Here is a 19,810-nt window from a genome sequence, read left to right as displayed (position 1 = left end):
AGTTAAGTCACGCTTTTCGATTTCGTATTCTCGAACGCTTTCAACCACGGAGTGTGGAAGGTTCGCCAGTCTTCCTCCTTTTTGAATTGCTCTCGAAATTCATTATATGTCCAAATCCAGAATTCCACCGGTGTAAGGGTTTCAATTGTGAAAGGACATGGCTGGTTGCGCAAAGATTCCGTTACTGGCCACAGGAAATCCTCATCTGAAAAATAAGCAATATTATGCTCTTGGTGCTCATTTAATGTGTAGAGCCGAATCGTCCCTGTTTTAAGCCAGATTATCGATTGCCAGTGGTCACCTGTTTCCACAATAGTCTGTTTGTCCGATAACCTTTGATGCTGTGCTATGGCGTAAATTTTGGACTGGATAGTTGAAGGTAAGCAGCACAGATGAGGGCAGTGCAATAAGTATGTGTCACCCATTCTCGCTCCTTGCTCGACGGATCCTATAAGGCTAAGTGTGACACATACTGCACGAATTTCCTGTGATATTGAGTGATTTATTTTTTACATTCGTTTGACGGTCAGGCAATCGAAGTCAGTTTCTGAGGTCTTAGCTTTGATAGCGGCACAGGAACATTTCTGCGGTTTCTTCTGCAATGGTTTTACGTTCTTCTTCAGACAGTTCTGTTCTCATTCCCATCAGCTGGGGCCAGAAACCACTGCCCTTGATCAGGCTATGCAGCTGCCCATTGGCAAACTCCGGGTCGAGCGCTTTTAGCTTTCCATCATCCATTGCCGCTTTGATCCAGCGGTGGATAGCCGTTTCCTGAGCCGAAATCTTTTCGATCTCTTTTTGCAGTTCCTCTGAGTTATAGAACAAATGCCCAAATGCCACGCGTGATAAGTCCAGATATTCGCGAGCACCAATAAAGTCGAGCTCCATTTTCAGCATCTCTGCCAGCTGTGCTTTAAGCGGTGTGTCTGGGCAATACTCAAGCTGAATATCTACCATAGCGCGTTTCCAGAGATCGGAAACCAAATGCATCACCAGGGTTTCTTTGGTCGCAAAGTGGTTATACACCGTGCGCTTTGAAACCCCCGCCAGTTGTGCGAGCTTATCCATGCTGGTGGCCTGAACGCCAAACTCCTTAAAAGCGCTGGTCGCTGCTTCTAATATGGCTTCTCGTTTCAGTTCACTTCGAGTCTTTTTTTTCTCAACCATTCTTTTGTCGTACGAAAGTGTTAATTTCAATTATTTTACACTGACCAGTTTACTTTTTGAAATGTTAAAAGTAAACTGCACCGTATAGTTTACTTTTGGTATTCCAATATGAAACGTAACATTGCAATCGGTATAGGGGTCATCGTTATGGCAGCAGCAGGATACAAATTCACATCGTCTAACAATGTAGAAGGTAAGTTCGTTAACACCGACACCAGCTACGAGACTGGCGCAGCGAATATCTGGGAAATCACTAAAGCTTATGTAAAAGCTAATCGAGTGACGCCAACACCAAGCACGCAAATTCCGGTGCTGCCAGTGACTGCCAAGCAGCTTGCAGAAAAACACGACGCAATGTTTCGTTTGGGGCACTCCACCATCTTAATGAGGTTGGATGGTAAGCTGATATTGACTGATCCGGTATTGAGCGAACGTGCTTCACCCGTTCAGTGGGCGGGTCCTAAGCGTTTTCATGAAAGCCCGATCAGTGGTGAGGACTTACCCGAAATTGACGTGGTCGTAATCAGTCACGACCATTACGATCACCTGGATAAAGACGCCATCAAATTGCTGGATGGCAAAGTGAAACAGTTCTTAACGCCGCTAAAAGTTGGTCAGCGCATGATCGACTGGGGAGTTAACCCAGACAAGGTGGTCGAAATGGACTGGTGGGATGAAATCATTGTCGATGGTATTAAGTTTGTAGCAACGCCGGCGCAGCACTTTTCTGGTCGTGGTGTATTCGACCGAGACCAAACGCTGTGGGCGAGCTGGGTCATTCAAAGTGAGCAACGCAATTTGTTCTTTAGTGGCGACAGTGGCTATTTCAAAGGGTTTAAAGAGATCGGTGACAAATTCGGACCTTTTGATGTCACTATGGTTGAAACCGGCGCATACAACGAGCTGTGGAGTGATATCCACATGATGCCTGAAGGGAGTATGCAGGCACACCTAGACCTAACCGGTTCACACATGATGCCAATACACAACGGAACATTTGACCTGTCATTACATGATTGGTACGAACCCTTCGAGCGAGTGTTAAGTCTAGCCAAAGAGAATGATGTAACACTGCTAACGCCTAAGTTTGGACAGGAAATTACGCTGGATAACATCCCACAAACTTCGCTTTGGTGGCGAGAGGTGGAAGGTGAGAAAACATGGGAAGAAGGGAAAATTGCCCAAAATACATTAAGTTTTAATTAATATTACTGGTTAGTCGTTAACCTATTGATTTGATGAATGATAATCTCCTTGTTGCGTATTCATGTGGCAAGGAGGTTTTCATGTTAGACCCAATGGCGATATCCGGCTACTTAGGTTGGTTTTTAGCCATTCTTTTCAGTTACCCACTAGTTCTGGTGGGCGTCCAGCTTGCGATTTTCAGCGAACAGAAGCGAAAGCGCGTCACCTTCTGGTTCAATATTGGTGTAGCCGCCGTACTGCTTATCCTGTTTTATTTTCACATGCAAACCGAGGTTATTTACGGTAAGTCACTGTTAGATGCCTGGTACGCGCAAAACCCTAAGGAATAGTTCGTTTTATTCCAATGGTAATTCAGAAAGGCATTTGCGGCACAGGCAAGTGCCTGTTTTGTTTAACGCACTGGTATCCCGTTTTTCGAGCTCAAAGCACCAGCAATGATTGCCACCAGCACTTATCTCACAGTAAGTTGGGCTGCCACACTTCGCGCAGGCGTGAGTTTGTTTCTCACCGGAAAGCTTATTCATGACTTCCGAGCGTTCTTCTTCCGTCTTATCTTTCCAGCCGATGATTTCATTGATTGTACGGTAGCAACCGCTGCACATACCTGCGTTATTTTTACATGCCGCAACACATGGTGACTTAATTGACATTACTCTGCTTAAAATTTCTGGGGGCTTTAGCCCTTTTTGTTTGAGCCGAGTATATCACTCTTCCGTTGCAACCTTGGGGCAACTTCAAGAATTCTCTCATTAATCAATCGAATTTATATGCATTATGTCTACTATTTGAGTAGCGCTAATATTTATATACCCAAGTAACCTTAAGATACTAGGTTCAGCGAGAGTTAACTGGTTTTCAGACAAGACACCGATTTGAAGATCTAGTGGTTCTAAATCAAGAATCGGTAACGCAGTATGAAAGCCAGTTAAACTCGCCCATGGGAGCTCATATACTGTCTCACTTCATCGTCAAAGAATTTGGAAAGGATATATCATTCCACTGCATCCTTTTCCTTGAATTGAAACAGTATATGAAGCTCTGAATCCTGGATCTTGAGGTCACTTGGGTATACGTACATAGAAATGCTTTGCTAAGACTTCGCTCGGTTCAAACGGGCGTCATGGGTATTCCCATGGACCAAATCAAAAGATGCATAATCAACGATGAAAAATACAATAAATAATCTGATATCGGATACCGATCATGAGGTTTTGAGCAGCGAGTTAAAAAAGCTGCTGCTCACTCAGGATCGTTTTTACTTTTTCCTTGCCCACACTCCGGATTTTATTTACTTCAAAAACTCAAAGCATGAATTTACTTATGCCAGTCAAGCGTTTGCCAACCTGACTCAACATCGCGACTGGAAAGAACTCAGGGGGAAAACAGACTTTGATATCTTTCCGAAAGAACACGCCAGCGTTTATTTCAAAATGGAAGAAGACGTGATCAAGAAAGGGCAATCACTCACTGAAATCGAAGAGCCTTATTATGATCTGAATGGCAACGTACGTTGGGTCAGTTCCAGTAAAAGACCAATTTATGACGAGTCGGGGGGCATTGTCGGTCTGTTTGGTATCAGCCGCGACATTACGCGAATCAAAGAACTGGAAAATGAGTTGAAAAAACAGGCGTATTTCGATGTGCTTACGCATTTGCCAAACAGAAATTATCTGTTTCAGCATGCCGACAATATATTAGAGAGGGCTGAGCAGGAAGCGCGTGATGTGTATGTTTACTTTATTGACCTTGATGGATTCAAGCAGGTGAATGATCGCATGGGGCATAAAACTGGCGATTGCGTCCTCCAGGTTGCCGCCCAGCGTTTAAGGAAGCACTTTGGTGATGTCGGACACGTGAGCCGGATTGGTGGTGACGAGTTTATCGGAATGGCACTGAGTAACGACGATTTTGAACGTAAGGTAGGCATCGCAAACAATGTGATTGAGTCACTCAACGAACCTATTTTAGTGGATGGGAAATCCATTCATGTAGGGTGTAGCATTGGCATTTCAACCTATCCCCAGCACGGGACGGACATCAGCCACCTGATTCTGATGGCAGACAAGGCCATGTATCGGGCAAAAAATGCCGGTAAAAATACGTTTCGTAGCATTTAAAGTGTCATCTTTATTTGGGATGACACGTGTTGGTTATTGTCCGGTGAGAACCGGCATACTGGAGGTGATGTTTGACTGTTAGTTGGCGTCGTGAATGCGCTCCAGCGCTTCTACCCGCCTGAATTCGGATTCTGAGAAAGACTGGTTTCTGAGTGACGCAATGGATTGTGCTTTTTCCTCTGAACTTGAGGTGGTTTGATTGATGGCATCGCGCTGGCTTAAATAAGATTTTATTCGAGAGTCAAACTCTTCACGCTGATTGTCCAGGTCGGCAAGCCGGTTCGCGGCTTCCTCTCCCACTAAATCTGCTCTTGCAAGATGTTTTTCCTGTTCAGATAAATTATTAAGGTCATTCAACTTTTCTACTAGGCTGGCGTTCTTGTCACTACGTTGTATGTAGTCTGGCTTAGACGCGAGATATTGCTGCCATTGATGGTTAAAGTCGGAGGCGCTTGTGGCTTGCTGTTGTAAGCGTAATTTTTCTAGCGCCATTTCCCGAATCAGATTTTCCTCAGCAAAATAGTTGTCGCGCTCAAGCTCATCGAAATATTCAGCTTGTACGTCCAATACTTTGGCGTGAAGATCTTGCAGCGCATTAAGGTCTAGCACTTCATAGTCGGTAGGTGCGAGTTCGTTCAGCGCAAGTTTGTATTCGATGAATTTATCGAATTCCACATCTTTGATTTTAAGATTGGGATCGAGCGGTTGAAACTGGGTGCTTTGGTTTTTTATGTCGCTTAACGGTTGTTCACCCATGGTTGCAAGAAAGTAATCAATGACCTTACGGGAAGACTCCTGATCTACCTCTGTCCCCTGTAACGAACCGAACTTCCGGTTGACTGCGTCATTGCCTTCGCCAACATTTTGGGAAAGAAAAAAGACCGCCGCCACACTCCCCGAGGCGATGATAATTGCGATAAGCAGAGCGATCTTTTTCATAGCATGTACCTTTTATAATCCCTGATTTTTAAGGCGATTAGCGTGTTGCCTGTAAATCGTGACCGGATCGGTTTCAAACAGATGATGGATTCCCAGTAACCCGTTCACTTCGTCCAAATGATTCATCTTGTAGTTATCTCGAATCACCTGACCCAGATGGCTACTGCACCTTCCAACCAAACCATCATTCGGCTCACTAAAGGCTAGTCCTAACACACCCATCACCGCATCAGAAGGGTCTAGCACGTTAGTTACGGTCGAGGTACCACTCCAAGAGTAATAATATACGCCGTTACTCGCCCGTTTCTGTCCGTTGCCACATTTTGAGGTTGGCACCCCTTCGGGGTAATGGCGGTTAAATTTTAGCGATCCTTTGGTTGTCAAAGAGCGCAGTGAAGCAAGCGGGTCTTGTGGTAAAGCACTTCCCCCTGAAAGAACACCAATCAGCGTGCTTAAACCTTGTGCCATTTTAACGGCAAGATCTTCAGAAACAGAGCCGGGCGGCACTGTTCCCCTAACGATATCTGCAATGGTAGAGCCTTTGTTGACCCCTCCGACGCTTGTCACAGACGCGACAATGTCCGGTCGAACCGACGCCACATAACGGGAAGTCGGGCTGCCGTGGCTGTGTCCGATTAGGTTAACTTTACTGGCACCGGTAACCGCTAGAACGGACTCAACCTGTGCCAGAAGCTGTTCACCTCTGGCTTCAGAACTGTTAGTGGCGGAGACCTGTGCAACATAAACACTGGCACCACTTTTCGTCAGTGCCTGTGGGACGCCAAAGAAATAGTCGACGCCAGCCAGTTTATCGAAGCCAAATAAACCGTGAACAAGCACGATAGGGTAGTGCGTTTGGGTGTAGCCAGTTTGGGTTGCCCCTCCGGCACTAGCACCAGCCCAGGTAAAGGTGCTGGCGGAGAGCAATAGAGCGAGTGTGAGAATCCTTTTCACGTCGTTTTCCTCTACAAGTTAGACCTCGGATGAGTTAATGAAATGTAGCGAAAATGTTAATGCTATTTTGGTTCAAAAATGAGAACTGTGAAGAAAACGAATATTTTCAGGTGACTGATTTATGAACAAGAAAAAGACCGGGAAAGAGTTAAGACACTAAATAATATAGAAGTTATCTTTTGAAGTGAGTTGAAAAAAGGAACATCTCATTGTTCGAAGGTTTGGGTATGAGAGCCAGAGAGTAAAGCCCACCCCCAGCATGAATGTTTAAAACAGCCAGAGATGGGTATTTGTGTGATCAGAACCTGATATTTAGTCTGAGTGGCTACACTCGATTAGCAACAATCAGGCGCACAGCAGGTAACTTTGTTAATGCTTAGCGATGGTTTGCTCTCAACGCAGCAATCGTCGCCTTCATCACAGCAGTTGCCTCGGTTTTCTTCACAACAATCTGTGTCGCAACACACTTTTCTTCCAAGCTCCGTTTCCTCGGAGAGGTAGAAGTTAGTGAATTTGGTGATGAATTCCTCTGAAACAGATTTTTCAGCAATTCCAGTTTCCATAAGCTTTTTCTGCCATTTCTGCGTTTTTGGCAGATCGCTCAGAAAGTCAAAACCCGTGTACTGTTTCACGATGTGAGCGCGATGAAGAAGCGGTAACCAGGCTATATCTACGTTACTGATCTCTTCACCACTAAAGAACGGACCTTCGCTCAGAGCTTTCTCTGCTTTTTCAAAAGCGGAGATCAGCTTGGCACCTCGTTCTTTCAGAGTCTCTTCGTCTTTACTGCGCATTGTGCTGCATTGCGTCAGGTAATGCTTGGTTGCCTGATAACTCCAGGCACGGTTAATCGCTTTTTGCTCGGGAGTCAGGTTGGGCTGAAGTGGGGTTGTGACTTCATCGATGTACTCCGCGATCGCATCGGACTCAAACAATGCCTGACCCGAGTCGGTAACTAACAGTGGCACCTGTCCGTTAGGTGAAAGCTCCAAAAACCAATCTGGCTTGTCGCTCAAGCTGATGTATTCAATGTCGTAAGGCACTTTTTTTGCTTCAAGCAAAGCGGTGACACGTTGTACAAATGGGCAGACTGTAAAGCTGATAATTTTCATTTTTTCTGTTCTCTCTTGGTGATTTGTCTATAAGACGTAGGGGCTCAGAAAAAGACGAAGAAAAAATGAAAAAGTTACCTCGAAAGAGCGACAGACTTTAACAGCTATCGCAGCTTTTTGATTTTGAATCGCAATCTATCATGCCGCCATTTTTCCCTAAGGTGACATGGCAACAGTCTTCAAACTGCTTTTTGAGCTCTTGTCTGGCTTTATGAACGCGAGACTTGAGGGTGGAGTAACTGATGTTTTCCTGAAGTGCCAGAGATTTTTGAGATTCCTGCTGAATATCAACGGCGAAAATCAGCTTGGCGCTCTGTTCTGGTAGTGTCTGAATGAAAGGAAGCAGGCAGCGAGAAAAGTCCTGTGTTGGCTCTTCTTCTGCATTGGCATACCACAGATCTCGCTCGTCTACCGAGGACTGTCGAGCTCGCTTGCGGTAAAAATCCATAATGGCGTTGTTTGCGATCTGGAAAAGCCACGACTTCAGGCTTTCCCAGTTTTGTACCGTATCCAGCTTTTCGTATGTTTTGACCAATACATCCTGAAGAATATCTTCGACATCATCTGGGCTGGATACCCGGGAATGTAAGAATGCTTTGAGGCTTTGTTGGTATTCCTGCCATACGGTCTCGAAATTTTTCATAGTGTGGTGTTCTCGTGCAATTGCGAAATCCCCAGTGACCTAGATTATCAAAGCAAGATCATTATCAAAACAACATCATTACCAAAACAACGTCAGAGCTGATTACTTTTTAAGGATGGCAGCGCATTCTGAATAGCTAGGGCTGTCGCCTTCACCAAAATCCCAAATCTGCTTAGACGCGTAGTAAGCGTAATCTTTGTTGGCGGGGTATTCTCGCTTTCGTTCTAATTTTTTATTGATGTAGATGGTTCTCATCTCCGATCTCTGATTGTAATTCAGTTCACGAGACTGAGAGCAGATGTGACTTAAACCTTCAAAAGCATAAGCCGTAATTTCTTTCTTCCACGAGCTCGCATAGCTGGTGGACGATAACAATATGAGCAATAAAACTGACTTCTTCACTTGGCTTCCAACCCTAACTCTGAATTTGCAGCTAACCTAGCAGTGCTAAGTTGATTTTTCGAGATAACACGTTGAACAATATGGTTAAAATATAAAGATTCTTTTTATGAAGTACCCGAGGGGATCACTCGGGTACTAACAATTGTAGCAACGTATATGAGCTCTGCGAGAAGAGATTTGGCTGGTGTTTTTTATGGCTCAGTTATCAGCTTGTAATTGCTCAGCTATTCGATTCAACGGGTGAAAAATCTGTTTTCGTTCTATTGGCGAAAGCCACCAGAGAGAGCATTACCGGAACTTCAACCAGCACACCAACGATGGTCGCCAGTGCGGCACCTGAGTGAACCCCAAACAGGCTGATAGCCACTGCAACCGCAAGTTCAAAGAAATTCGATGCACCGATCATTGCACCTGGAGCCGCGACACAATGAGGTTGTTTCGACTTCTTCATCCAGTAATACGCAATCGCGAAGATAAGATAGGTTTGAATAAGTAAAGGGATAGAAATCAACACAATGTCGATTGGGTTATCAAGAATGGTATTCGCCTGAAAGCCAAACAAGAGAATCACAGTACCCACTAATCCAACAATGGAAAGAGGTTTGATGGTATTTCCAAGTGCATCGACCTTTTTCTGATCTTTCAGGAAGTGCCTTGTTGCTACCCCTGCGACCAAAGGCACGATGACAAACAGAGATACAGACAGGAGCAGGGTATCCCAAGGAACAGTAATGTCGGTCATTCCTAAAAGAAGCGCGGCAATAGGGGCAAACGCGAGTACCATGATGATGTCGTTGATGGCAACTTGTACCAGGGTGTAGTTTGCGTCACCTTTCGTTAACTGGCTCCACACAAAAACCATGGCTGTACAAGGTGCAACACCCAGTAGGATCATGCCCGCGATGTACTGCTCTGCCAAATCATCGACAATCCAGTTGCCAAACACATATCGCATAAACACAACCGCAAGTAAAGCCATGGTGAAGGGTTTCACCAGCCAGTTAATAACCACGGTGATGAGTATTCCTTGCGGTCGCTGATGAACTTTTTTAACGGACGAGAAGTCTATTTGCATCATCATTGGGTAGATCATCAGCCAGATCAGAACCGCGATAACCATATTGATTTGTGCATACTGTAGCGACGCTAAATACGAGAAAAAGTCAGGGAAAACATATCCACCTAAAACCCCAGCGATCATGCCGAGACCGACCCAAACACTTAAAAATCGTTCAAAAATACCCATGGGAATCACTCTTTAATCAAACATGTCAGTTTATCTGTGACAAATGACAGCCTGATGATTGGTTAAATTTGCATATATGCATTTGCGTATATATTAGTTCGATTGCTTTCACTGTCAATCGAAAATTGAGCATCCAAATGAACGAGATCTATTGATTCAGCCTGATAGATATTGAGGTGGGAATAGGGGGGTGAGTGTCTTTGGACGATTTTTCAATACCTTGGACAATTCTGCCTTTTTGCCTACTTCGAAGGGGATAACTCGAATGATTTGAACAAACGAAAGTCTGTAATAAAAAATTCACTAAATTGAGTAAGTTGCATCCAGACCTTTTTCAATAAGGCTTTATGGTACTTAGGAGTTCAGTTCCGGCTGAAGTGGCACTGCGAGCAATATTGAAAAAAATCAGAAATGTCATTACATTGAAATCATAGTGTAACAAAACAATGGGTGAGAAGATGCAGCATCAAGAAATGATTCAACATTCACATTTCGGCGTAGTAAGCCGTACCGTATTATTTTCACTCGTATCAGTCGTTTGTATCCTGATGATTATATGAGTGTAGAGCATAAATAAGCCCCAGACTTCATTATTGAACTCTGGGGCTTTTTCTTTTTAGCTCTGCTCAATGTCACTATAAAGTGGCATATTCAATGGCGGCTCTGGCAAGCAGTCGCGTTGAATCCAGTGTTGGAATTGGCGAGTTTTCATCGCTCAGCACAATTGGCAGTTCCGTACAGCCTAAAACAACCGCTTCACACCCCTGATTTTGGAAATCTTCAATCACAGACTGCAAATATTCAATTGCCTCTGTTGGTGTCCGCCCAAGTACCAGCTCATTCATGATCAGCTCTCCAACTTTTTTACGTTGCTCTGCGTTTGGTAGTACAGCTTCAATACCAGCATTTCTCATGCTGACAGGGTAAACATCGCTTTCGGTTAGCCATTGAGTACCCAGTACACCCACTTTCTTATATCCCTTTGTTTTTGCGTGTTGTGCTACCACTTCTGCAATGTGTAACCAAGGCAGAGAGGAGTGGGGTTCGACTAAAGAAAAAGCCTGATGAATCGTATTGTCAGGGCAGATTACAAATTCTGCACCAGTAGCTTTCAGGCGCTCAACAGAATCTAGCATCAACCGTGCAATGCCCTGTTTGTCGCCTTGATTCAGAGCATCGACATAAAAAGAAAGAGACGGTGTGTGCATGCTGATATCGGGGTGCTGATAATTGCCAAATTTAGCGATACTTTCGCTACAAATCGTGGTGTAACAAAGTGCAGCACCTTCTGCCGAACACCCAACGATTCCAATCTTCTTCATTCTGTGTCTCCCTGATATTGTTTGTCCTAACTTTAAGTTACATTTGGGTGTGTCGCGTATTTTCAATACATGAAGGTTATTGGGGCATTAATCTGACGTTCTCAGTTAACCGAAGGAAGAAGAAAATGAAGCTGAAATACACCATTCTATATGTTGAAAACGTGGAACAAACTCTAGAGTTTTATGAAAGTGCTTTTGGTTTGAAAAGAGCGATGCTTCATGAAGGGGGCGACTACGCAGAACTGGATACAGGAAACACCACGTTATCACTCTCTTCGTTGGATCTGATGAATCGACTTGGAAAAGGAGCGCAGCGCCCGACTAAAGGGAAACCCAACTTTGAAATTGCATTTGAAACGGACGATGTGGCAGGTTCGCTGCAAAAAGCATTAGACGCAGGGGCAGAGCTTGTTCAACCTGTGGAGGAAATGCCTTGGGGGCAAACCACATCTTATGTGCATGATATTAATGGCTTCCTGATAGAGATATGCTCACCCGTTTCTGGTGTATAGGCTAGGTCAACAGACCCTAATTACGCTTTGGGATAAGCTCACTTTGTTCAGTTAACCCCGAACCTGATAGTATCGGGGTTAAATTTATGAAATTCAAAGTGGTTTATATATGAAAACAAAGCTGTTTCTGCTGGTTGTCGGAGTTTTAGCAACGGTTGCTAACCTAGAAGATGAACGCTATTGGGCTGCTGCAATGATATTCGCAACCATTGCGTACTACGTTATGAAGCATTTTCGCAGCAGAGAAGCGGATTAATACCCTTCATCAAACAATTGAGCTCGTATATCCTGTCTTGTCGCGAGCTGAGTAGGCGTCACACCCAACCAGTGTTTTACTTCCCGGCACATATGCGCCTGATCGGAATACTGAAAGTCGTAGGCAATATCTGAATGGTTTCCGCTCGTTATGATGGCTTTTGCGCACTGGCGAACCCGCGCCAGTCGCAGCCAGAATAGGGGAGACTGAGACGTATGTTGCTTTAAGGTTCTTTGTAACGTTCTTATACTGACTCCCAGCACAGCAGCGATACTGGTAATGTCTCCCGGCTCCTTTCTAATGCATTGAAGTAATTCCCAAACGTTGTCATTCACCTGCGTATTGTTTTCTATGTAATCCTCTAACCATGTTTCATCAAAACGCTTCTGTTTCAAAGCTGCGAGATCTAAGCCTTTAAACGAACAACCTGGCTTTAGCCTGAAGCCAAGCATCTCAGTCCCTTTTTCGATATCGACAGCAATAGTCTGAGTATAAAGTGGGGAGATATTAATGACTGGTGAAGCTTGGTTCGGTTGGACAATGATGACATCCTGACAGCCATCCGGAATCACAAACGCACGTTTGTCTGCGTCTGCCTTCGATTTCCAGATTTCGATGATATTAGCTTGATGCATAAGGTTTCACTGAACGAGCTGATTGTTTAAGATTAACACAAATTAGTTGGGTAGATTTAAACAGGAACAGAGATTAATGAGTGAAAAAATTGCTGTAGTACATGATAGCCAGACCCATGAATTCAAAATTGAAGTGGCACCAGACCAATGGGCAAAGGTAACGTATCGCCCGGATGGAGACGTATGGTATGTCGATCACTCTTCAGTGCCACAAGCACTCAGAGGTCAGGGTAAGGGTTCCGTAATGATGGAAGCGGTTTTGCCAGAATTTGAAAAACTGAACGTGAAAATTGTGGCGGAATGCAGCTATGTAAAGCACTACCTGAACAAGCATGAAAACTGGCAGCATTTGCTCAAATAACCCTAGGTCGATAGACCCTATAACGCAGCAAAATAAAAAGGATGGCGAGTTGCCATCCTTTTTGATCTTTCAGAAGTTACAAAGAGAGCAGGTAATCCAGCCCACCTTTAATTGATGCAACCTGTGCATCATTGCATTCTTCATCGGTGACTTTAGGGCTGTCGGGATACACTTCGGTGGTGGTACCGTATTCACACCCGGTAAATCCACTGCACAAGCCTAGCTTGTTGGTTGGATAATTAATCACACCATGTTGAACCACTGGCGAACCAATGATGTTGTCATCACTGTCTGGTGGAGCGATATGCGTCACCTTCTCCACGGCTTTGATAATCGCGGTCTGGAAAGCTTCATTCGGGTTTTCGGTATCGCCTACCAGATAAAAGCCGTCGGGCACAAGATCTTCTATGTATTCCAATCCATCTCTGGCTGCCAGTGCGGGGCGAAACTCAGACTCGTCGGTATCTGTTGTTTCGTGAAGGTCGATGTGAGCATAAATGCCAGTACCTAAAGATTTCACCATTGCCATGAGGTTGGCAGACTCTTCAGCGGGCGAGTTTTCATAAAATGAACGGTTTGGGTCAACAGCGTTAGGGTTCCAACGGTTAATGGTTTCGTAACCCCAAGGGCTTATGCATGGTGCGACAATCAGATTAAGGTGCTTTTCATACTCATGACCAAGTTGATCAACAAATTTAAGGGCACCATGAACACCACTGGTTTCGTAGCCATGAACGCCGCCAGTCACTAAAATTGTCTTTCGGTTGGTGTCCCAAGTTTTACTCTTGATAGCAAATAGTGGGAAGCGGTCGGTATCGTAACTCAGTGCACCGTATTGGAAGACGTCAAAGCGTTCGCGTAAAGCGTTAATTTTGGTGACAACGTCACTGTTGTAGTCACGTTTTACTGACGTCGTTTCCAGCCACGCTTTTTTCTCTTTGTCGCCCCAAGGCTGACCTTGAGTTCCGATAGGGTATTGAAATCCGCTTTTCATTGTTCACCTATTTTGCAGTTTTAGTCTCTTTCAGGTCATTATATCCTTATTCAGTAATGACTTGATAAGTTTCTAATTCGTCTTGCGTCATGTAATGCATGTCTTCTGCAGTTGCGGCTTCCAAGGTAAAAAAGTAGAAATCCTCTGGTAGCGGGAGACCGATAAGCTTGTAGAAGCGGATGTAGGGTTTGTGCTCTGAGTGTGTTTTTGGCAGGTCAGCACCTTCGTATTCGTCGTTTGACCAAGAGTGAACGCCAAGATAAGCGCCTTTATCCACAGTTCGTTTGTGACCAGAAAGAAACAGGTCAGTCCCGCCTGATGCAACCCCTCCTTTTATTACTTCACCAAACTCATCAGTTTGATTCCACTTGGAAGACACGTGCGTGTGCAGCTTTTTCGAGTGGAAAAGAGTAGCCAGCTTTAGATTGGTTTCATCGTCCACCGAGCCACCAACATCGAGAAATACAATTTTTTTCAGGTTGGGGTGATTGTCGAGCATGTCAAAAGCAGCGATTAACGTACCATCACAGATTACACCAGCAACTTCTGCCGTGTGTCCCTCTTTATCAACTGTAAATTGTGCTGCGTCTTCATTGGTGATATCAGCTTGTTCAAGTATTTCTGGGTGGCATTCTGATGAATATTGGCTGGTAGAAGCCATTGTCTGGGTAGAAGCAAGCGCAGAAAGTATGCAGGAGAGTAGGATTGTTCGAGTCATTTCTTGATTGTCAGTCAGGTAGATTTGTCTGAATTTTAGACGCTAATTGACAGAGGGTGTTACTGCTTGCATGTAAGGGTTTGTCAGGAACAAAAACGGCAGCCAGGGCTGCCGTTTTATCCAATTAGGTGTCGTAGAAAGGGGCGGGATCCACTTCAATATCTTTCGGAGAAATTGCGCCCTCGATTTTTACATTACTGTTTTTCAAATCGACATAGGAGACTTCAATAAAGCGTTTGAATTTTCTGGAATAGAAACACTTCACCACGGGTTTAAGTGGCTGCTGACTGTTTGACGTCCAGGTGATCCCGACACGACCATCACTCAATTCAACCAGAGAACCAACCGGGTATACCCCAATGCAGTTAATGAACTTGTACACCAGATCCTGATCGAGCTGGGCTGGGGTCATACTAAGAAGGATCTTAAAAGCTTCAGCAGAGCTCATGCCTTCTTTGTAGCAACGGTGTGCGGTGAGCGCGTCATATATATCCACAATGCCACTCATGCGACCATGCAGCGGAATCTCGTCGCCTTTCAATCCATTCGGATAGCCGTTTCCATCCAGCTTTTCATGGTGCATCAGACAGACATCCTGACTTACCTTGCTTAGCCCTTCAACATTCTCGATGATGTCTCCGGCATACACCTGATGGAGTTTCATGTGCTCAAACTCTTCCGGAGTCAGACGTGCAGGTTTGTTCAGAACTTTGTCGTCCACCTTGATCTTACCCACATCGTGAATGATGCCGCCAATGGCCAATTCACGAAGTAACGTCTTATCCATTCCGAGATGTTTACCGAAAGTTACCAGCAGGCATGACACGTTAACGGAGTGCTCAAGCAGGTAGGTGTCTTTGTTTCTGAGTGCCGACACGCATTTAATGGCATCGGAATCGACTAAAACCGTTTCAATAACATCGTCTGCCCAGTCTTCCAGAGCCTCAACTTCGAACGTGTTGCCTTCAAACGTTTCATTGAGCAGTTTCTGCGCCAGCCCTTTCGCTTCTGCAATCAGCTTTTTGGCCTTATTTTGTCTGATTTCTCTGGACGGCAGCTTTTTGTTTGGAGCATTCACTTCTGGCTCGTCTTGTTTCTCTGCCTTTGGTTCATCATCTAAAACGGGTTTGAATACGCAGTCTTTGGCAGAGAGTTTTTCATCTACCCAAGCAAAACGTACTCCGCTGTCTGCTAACTGTGCAATGGCTTTTTGGGACGAAACTCGCCCAGCGTTAGAGAGGTTTATTCGCTCACTGTTTTCAATGCCTGTCACGAACATCCCGATATTAAGGTGCTCAATAGCTATTTTTATAGAATTCTCAGGTTTGTATTGCATCAATTCATAACCAGTATTTGCCGCATAAATTCAAGATGGATGAGATTTATAAATATTGCATTTTTCCTTTATCTTGCACGGCGTTGCTATCATAAAAATGTCTGCCGGAACTCCTTTACCAGAGACTTGTTAAGTTTAGGTGATCTCTTGCAGTTTTGGAGAGATCGATTGCAAAAAACGAAATCTATTATGAGACCCACATCTTATTTCTCAAATATGAAATGAGCTTTAAAATAAAAAAGCAAACAATTTGAGTAATGGGTTAATTGTTATAACTGTTAATTTAACTTATGGAAATATCACATTATTTGTGGGGTAATTGCACTTTAGAATCATTTTATTAGGGTCATCTAATGTATTTTGACTGCATACTTATGTACCAATGATGAAGTTTTTCATCGTCTTTTTTGACCCATAAATCATTTCTGTAAAGCTCAATTTTTCCGGTAACAGATATGTGTAGAGAGTTGTCGTCGAAGTTATCTACCTTAATAAAAGGATCACTGGTGATAAGAAAAGGTGATTCCTCATCAATGTCTGAATCCTTGACCGTCAGGTAATAGTGATAGGTGGCATCTATTGAAGGATCGGTCGAAATGACCCGATAACCTACCAAGCGAAACGGTTCCGCTAGATCCTGCTCAAGTACTTGCTTTTCAACCTTGCTGATAGCTGGCATAAATAGCCACGCTGAAAATGCAAGCAAGAACAGTGAAACGATAGACAGCCAAATTTTTAGCGTTCGCATTTTAAGGTCTGTCCAGCGTTTTCAAGTGATCCAGCACATCGTGAAGCGATGGCATGATGTGGTGACCAAAACGTCTAACTTCGTCACAAGGCTGCACCAAATCTGGAATCTGAAAGGCGGTCATTTGGGCTGCAACTGCCGATCGTACACCGTTATTTGAATCCTCAAAAGCAAGGCATTCAAGTGGTGAAACTTTTAGGCGATTAGCTGCCAGTAAGTAGATTTCAGGGTTGGGTTTTCCGTGGGTGACTTCGCAACCCGTTGTTACATTGTCGAAAAAACCATCCAGACCGCTAAGGTTTAATTTTACCTTCGCCACTTCTTTTCTTGTGGAGGTCGCGACCGCAAGGGGCACCTGTTTGGATTTGAGCCACTCCAGAAGTTCTACAACGCCATCTTTGACCGGGATCGCCTGGTTAAGTACTACGCCATCGTAATGTTTCTTCCATTCACCATGAAGGGTGGGGTAATCAATATACTCATCGTAGCCTGCTCGCAGAGTTTGTTCGATACCAGCAGCATTCTTGCCAATGATAGAAAAATAAACATCATCAAGAAACGGAATATCGAGAGTTTCACAGGCTTGTTTGAATATGGTCATACAGACTCTTTCAGTGTCAAGAAGGAGCCCGTCCATATCGAAAATAGCGGCTTGATAATTCATAGGAGGAAATGTTAATTGGAACAGAGTGTCGTATTGTGACATAAATCATTACAAAACAGCAGGAAAAATAGTGAACGATAAACTTTCCCTATTTACAGATAAACTTCTTGTGCAAAGCGACCAAAATCAAGGCGACGATCGCCGCCTTTACTAACATCTCAGGTGATAAATCTTAGCCCTTTGCAAATGTGCGTAATGCGCATCCGTCGTATTGAATCGAATCCGACGCTACTACCTGATTTTCGCAATCCAGAATTAGCAGGTGAATCTTTAAATGAGCAATCGACTTCTTTCGCCCGATGTAGCGGCGTAACCCGCTGGTGACGTCCATGGAATAGCGGGTGTGTACATAGCGCAGAGCGTGTTTTGACCGTAGGTCGTATTTGTCTCTCGTCGCCAGGGATGGGTTACAGTGTCCGGGGGCGCCATGACATTGCCCATGACCAAATAACATGAGCCTGCCTGCGAAGCTTGGGTCATCATACCCAGTAGATTCATTGCACCCGGGATTATCGATATACGCCCGAATTTCGAAACTGTTCTTAGGTGGTCTCAGTCGCAAGAAGTCCAGTTGAGCTCTGACGAATCCCGCTTCCACACCGCCTAGATTCAATTCCTTCACATGGTGCACACCAGCCGAGAGAGGTTTCGGCGTAATGGTATCCACGGTGCCTGTATCAGCAACGGCGGTTTCTACGGAATCTTCTGAGTAGATGTACCTGAGTGTTTCTTCATGATCGATAAGGTCAGACCCAATTCGACTGTCGTAAACCACATGATCAAGAATGATCTGAGGAATATTGGTATGCGGATGAAGGGTTTGCCAGTCTGCCCAGATTTTATCGACCATACAATGGTGCAGCCAGAAAATGGGGTCATAGGATGCCGATATCACTCTGCTCATATCCCCACTGTTCGCTGGCAAAGGAGAGCTGGAATTTTGCCCGCCCACAAACACGTGAATAGCACCGTGGGCACCGCGATCTAAATCCGCCTGAAAGCGAACAAAGCTTGGATTCGTCAGGTATCGGTCAACCTCATTTTTCAGTACCGGTATGTTCTGCCTAAACTGATCTGGGTATCTGCGAGTGAATTCCTCGTCCCCGGACAAACCCTGAGAGATAACCCGATACAGGCTTTTTGCTCTTGCAAGTGGGTTATCGGTTTCTTCGCCATCGGCGTTAGTGTAAGTAAGCTCGTTGAGCAGCTTAGGCAAGCCATTTGATGCGTGGGTAGAAGTTTTAAACTGTGTCCAGTCCCAATAGGGCAGTGTCAACTCTAAGTCTGGATCTTCCCGTTTCCATTTGAGTGCGGTATTCAATGCTTTCTCAAATGAATAGACGTAAGAGCGGTGCCAGGTAAGAAATGCCCAGTCAAGATCGTGACACAAGTCCTGATCATAACCGTGAGCTCTGGCAAGGGCAGAGTAGCCACGCTTGTCGCCCACTGCCAATTCCGAAATTTCATACATGGCAGCGTAAGCATCTCGCAAGTCTTGCACATCTTCTGGATTGAGTTTTAGTAGGTTAAATCGAATTAACGGAAGTCCTGCTTGTTTCCTCCGGTAGTTAAGTTTTGCAACGGTAGTCATCCTTAACTCCTGTCGGTGTGTTTTATTGTGTTCGGCTCGATAAGTCTGGTTGCAAATAGAGAAGAAAGGTGTATTAAATGTGCGACACAGTAAGTAATGGCATATGAATCCATCGTGTCAGTCACTTTATAGACTGACACTGAGGGTCAGGATGGGCGTCGAATCTGTACTTCAAACTTATATTTGTCAGCGCGATAGAGCGTTTTACAGAATTCAATAGGCGTATCGTCGGTGGCGATCATTTTCCTTTCAATCAGTAGCCCTGCGCTGTATGGCGCGACATTTAAAAGCGCTGCTTCTTTGGGTTCAACGACGGTGGCTTCAATAAACTGGTCTGCCTGATTGAGTGACAACTGATAATCATTTTCCAGAATGGTGTAAAGGGATTCCGTAGAAAGCCTGTCTGGCGAAAAACCAGGAAGAAGATTACACGGTAAATAGACGGTTTCCATCGCCATGGGTTGCTCATTGGCGTATCGCACACGCATGATTTTGTAGACGAGTTCAGATGGGGAAAGGTTCAGCATCTGGCTGATCTTGGCTCCGGCAGACAAGGTTTCTGTTGAAATGATTCGACTGGTCGGCTTTAAGCCTTTAGCGAGCATCTCTTCAGAAAAAGATCGCAGAGAAAGCTGCTTAGTTTCAGGACGATCCGCTACAAAATTGCCAGCGCCCACTTTGCGTATGATTCTTCCCTCGGCTTCTAAGTCTAATAAGCATCGCCTTAATGTTTCCCGCGCCACATCAAAACGCTTGCTCAATTCCCTTTCAGAGGGCAAACGCATGCCCGGAGAACTGTTAGCAATAAACTTCATTAATTCGTTTTTTACGCTTGCTCTTTTTGTCATCTGGAGACCTTGAATCGGTATAGACCAATAAAGCCATCC

The 19,810-nt window shown here is 44.6% G+C and carries 24 protein-coding genes; 6 read left to right on the top strand and 18 right to left on the bottom strand.

Features of this window, described 5'->3' with window-relative positions; all coding sequences use genetic code 11:
* Positions 1–2 precede the first annotated feature (2 nt).
* Entirely contained in the window at positions 3–425 is a 423-nt protein-coding gene (locus tag QMG91_RS24925; protein WP_281830699.1) for a Crp/Fnr family transcriptional regulator, read from the bottom strand.
* A 130-nt stretch (positions 426–555) separates the two neighbouring features.
* Positions 556–1,167 carry a TetR/AcrR family transcriptional regulator C-terminal domain-containing protein gene (locus QMG91_RS24920; RefSeq protein WP_022592761.1) on the bottom strand — a complete coding sequence of 204 codons (612 nt, stop codon included), beginning with the start codon at positions 1,165–1,167 and terminating at the stop codon, positions 556–558.
* A 108-nt stretch (positions 1,168–1,275) separates the two neighbouring features.
* Here QMG91_RS24920 and QMG91_RS24915 point away from each other — a divergent pair, with 108 nt between their 5' ends.
* Both QMG91_RS24915 and QMG91_RS24910 read left to right on the top strand, forming a co-directional pair.
* Entirely contained in the window at positions 1,276–2,373 is a 1,098-nt protein-coding gene (locus QMG91_RS24915; RefSeq protein WP_281830698.1) for an MBL fold metallo-hydrolase, read from the top strand.
* 80 nt (positions 2,374–2,453) lie between these two features.
* Positions 2,454–2,702, top strand: a complete 249-nt coding sequence (locus QMG91_RS24910) for a hypothetical protein (RefSeq protein WP_004398082.1) — start codon at positions 2,454–2,456, stop codon at positions 2,700–2,702.
* 6 nt (positions 2,703–2,708) lie between these two features.
* Here QMG91_RS24910 and QMG91_RS24905 read toward each other — a convergent pair whose 3' ends face one another.
* Positions 2,709–3,017 (bottom strand): DUF1289 domain-containing protein, encoded by a 309-nt coding sequence (locus QMG91_RS24905; RefSeq protein ID WP_038124871.1) that lies wholly within the window; start codon positions 3,015–3,017, stop codon positions 2,709–2,711.
* Between the two features lie 519 nt (positions 3,018–3,536).
* Between QMG91_RS24905 and QMG91_RS24900 the strand changes: the two genes are divergently transcribed.
* Positions 3,537–4,490 (top strand): diguanylate cyclase domain-containing protein, encoded by a 954-nt coding sequence (locus QMG91_RS24900; RefSeq protein WP_022561647.1) that lies wholly within the window; start codon positions 3,537–3,539, stop codon positions 4,488–4,490.
* A 78-nt stretch (positions 4,491–4,568) separates the two neighbouring features.
* Here the strand turns inward: QMG91_RS24900 and QMG91_RS24895 are convergent, their stop codons facing one another.
* The 7 genes from QMG91_RS24895 to QMG91_RS24865 all read right to left on the bottom strand — a co-directional run bounded on the left by QMG91_RS24895 (position 4,569) and on the right by QMG91_RS24865 (position 11,108).
* The gene (locus QMG91_RS24895) at positions 4,569–5,429 is read right to left on the bottom strand and encodes a lipase secretion chaperone (protein ID WP_281830697.1); all 861 of its coding nucleotides are present in this window, start codon (positions 5,427–5,429) and stop codon (positions 4,569–4,571) included.
* Positions 5,430–5,441: 12 nt separating this feature from the next.
* On the bottom strand, positions 5,442–6,383 hold the full coding sequence (locus tag QMG91_RS24890) for a lipase family alpha/beta hydrolase (RefSeq protein ID WP_004398086.1): 942 nt from the start codon (positions 6,381–6,383) through the stop codon (positions 5,442–5,444).
* 335 nt (positions 6,384–6,718) lie between these two features.
* Positions 6,719–7,495, bottom strand: a complete 777-nt coding sequence (locus tag QMG91_RS24885; RefSeq protein WP_281830696.1) for a glutathione S-transferase family protein — start codon at positions 7,493–7,495, stop codon at positions 6,719–6,721.
* 97 nt (positions 7,496–7,592) lie between these two features.
* On the bottom strand, positions 7,593–8,138 hold the full coding sequence (sigZ, locus tag QMG91_RS24880; protein WP_004398088.1) for an RNA polymerase sigma factor SigZ: 546 nt from the start codon (positions 8,136–8,138) through the stop codon (positions 7,593–7,595).
* Positions 8,139–8,240: 102 nt separating this feature from the next.
* On the bottom strand, positions 8,241–8,540 hold the full coding sequence (locus QMG91_RS24875; protein ID WP_004398089.1) for a hypothetical protein: 300 nt from the start codon (positions 8,538–8,540) through the stop codon (positions 8,241–8,243).
* A gap of 220 nt (positions 8,541–8,760) precedes the next feature.
* Positions 8,761–9,786, bottom strand: coding sequence for an ACR3 family arsenite efflux transporter (gene arsB, locus QMG91_RS24870; protein WP_281830695.1), 1,026 nt, complete (start codon positions 9,784–9,786; stop codon positions 8,761–8,763).
* Positions 9,787–10,421: 635 nt separating this feature from the next.
* A complete protein-coding gene (locus QMG91_RS24865) occupies positions 10,422–11,108 on the bottom strand; it encodes an aspartate/glutamate racemase family protein (protein WP_281830694.1) in 687 nt (228 codons plus the stop codon).
* 125 nt (positions 11,109–11,233) lie between these two features.
* Here QMG91_RS24865 and QMG91_RS24860 point away from each other — a divergent pair, with 125 nt between their 5' ends.
* Both QMG91_RS24860 and QMG91_RS24855 read left to right on the top strand, forming a co-directional pair.
* On the top strand, positions 11,234–11,620 hold the full coding sequence (locus tag QMG91_RS24860) for a VOC family protein (protein WP_022602522.1): 387 nt from the start codon (positions 11,234–11,236) through the stop codon (positions 11,618–11,620).
* A gap of 109 nt (positions 11,621–11,729) precedes the next feature.
* Positions 11,730–11,876 carry a hypothetical protein gene (locus tag QMG91_RS24855; protein WP_022561639.1) on the top strand — a complete coding sequence of 49 codons (147 nt, stop codon included), beginning with the start codon at positions 11,730–11,732 and terminating at the stop codon, positions 11,874–11,876.
* Here the strand turns inward: QMG91_RS24855 and QMG91_RS24850 are convergent.
* The gene (locus tag QMG91_RS24850; protein WP_281830693.1) at positions 11,873–12,511 is read right to left on the bottom strand and encodes a helix-turn-helix domain-containing protein; all 639 of its coding nucleotides are present in this window, start codon (positions 12,509–12,511) and stop codon (positions 11,873–11,875) included. The genes QMG91_RS24855 and QMG91_RS24850 overlap by 4 nt on opposite strands.
* A gap of 76 nt (positions 12,512–12,587) precedes the next feature.
* Here QMG91_RS24850 and QMG91_RS24845 point away from each other — a divergent pair, with 76 nt between their 5' ends.
* Entirely contained in the window at positions 12,588–12,872 is a 285-nt protein-coding gene (locus QMG91_RS24845; protein ID WP_004398100.1) for a GNAT family N-acetyltransferase, read from the top strand.
* 76 nt (positions 12,873–12,948) lie between these two features.
* Here QMG91_RS24845 and QMG91_RS24840 read toward each other — a convergent pair whose 3' ends face one another.
* From QMG91_RS24840 to QMG91_RS24810, 7 genes are all read right to left on the bottom strand, one after another.
* Positions 12,949–13,866, bottom strand: a complete 918-nt coding sequence (locus QMG91_RS24840; RefSeq protein WP_281830692.1) for a M14 family metallopeptidase — start codon at positions 13,864–13,866, stop codon at positions 12,949–12,951.
* 46 nt (positions 13,867–13,912) lie between these two features.
* Positions 13,913–14,584, bottom strand: a complete 672-nt coding sequence (locus QMG91_RS24835) for a hypothetical protein (protein WP_281830691.1) — start codon at positions 14,582–14,584, stop codon at positions 13,913–13,915.
* A gap of 124 nt (positions 14,585–14,708) precedes the next feature.
* Positions 14,709–15,920 carry an HD-GYP domain-containing protein gene (locus QMG91_RS24830; protein WP_281830690.1) on the bottom strand — a complete coding sequence of 404 codons (1,212 nt, stop codon included), beginning with the start codon at positions 15,918–15,920 and terminating at the stop codon, positions 14,709–14,711.
* Positions 15,921–16,266: 346 nt separating this feature from the next.
* The gene (locus QMG91_RS24825) at positions 16,267–16,668 is read right to left on the bottom strand and encodes a hypothetical protein (RefSeq protein ID WP_022561634.1); all 402 of its coding nucleotides are present in this window, start codon (positions 16,666–16,668) and stop codon (positions 16,267–16,269) included.
* Position 16,669: 1 nt separating this feature from the next.
* The gene (locus QMG91_RS24820) at positions 16,670–17,332 is read right to left on the bottom strand and encodes an HAD family hydrolase (RefSeq protein WP_281830689.1); all 663 of its coding nucleotides are present in this window, start codon (positions 17,330–17,332) and stop codon (positions 16,670–16,672) included.
* Between the two features lie 172 nt (positions 17,333–17,504).
* A complete protein-coding gene (locus tag QMG91_RS24815) occupies positions 17,505–18,923 on the bottom strand; it encodes a tyrosinase family protein (RefSeq protein ID WP_045965111.1) in 1,419 nt (472 codons plus the stop codon).
* Positions 18,924–19,069: 146 nt separating this feature from the next.
* Positions 19,070–19,771, bottom strand: a complete 702-nt coding sequence (locus tag QMG91_RS24810) for a GntR family transcriptional regulator (RefSeq protein ID WP_022592778.1) — start codon at positions 19,769–19,771, stop codon at positions 19,070–19,072.
* Positions 19,772–19,810: the final 39 nt, after the last annotated feature.

This window comes from Vibrio nigripulchritudo (assembly GCF_027924785.1).
GTDB lineage: Bacteria > Pseudomonadota > Gammaproteobacteria > Enterobacterales > Vibrionaceae > Vibrio > Vibrio nigripulchritudo.
This window is presented reverse-complemented; position numbering and strand designations above follow the sequence as displayed.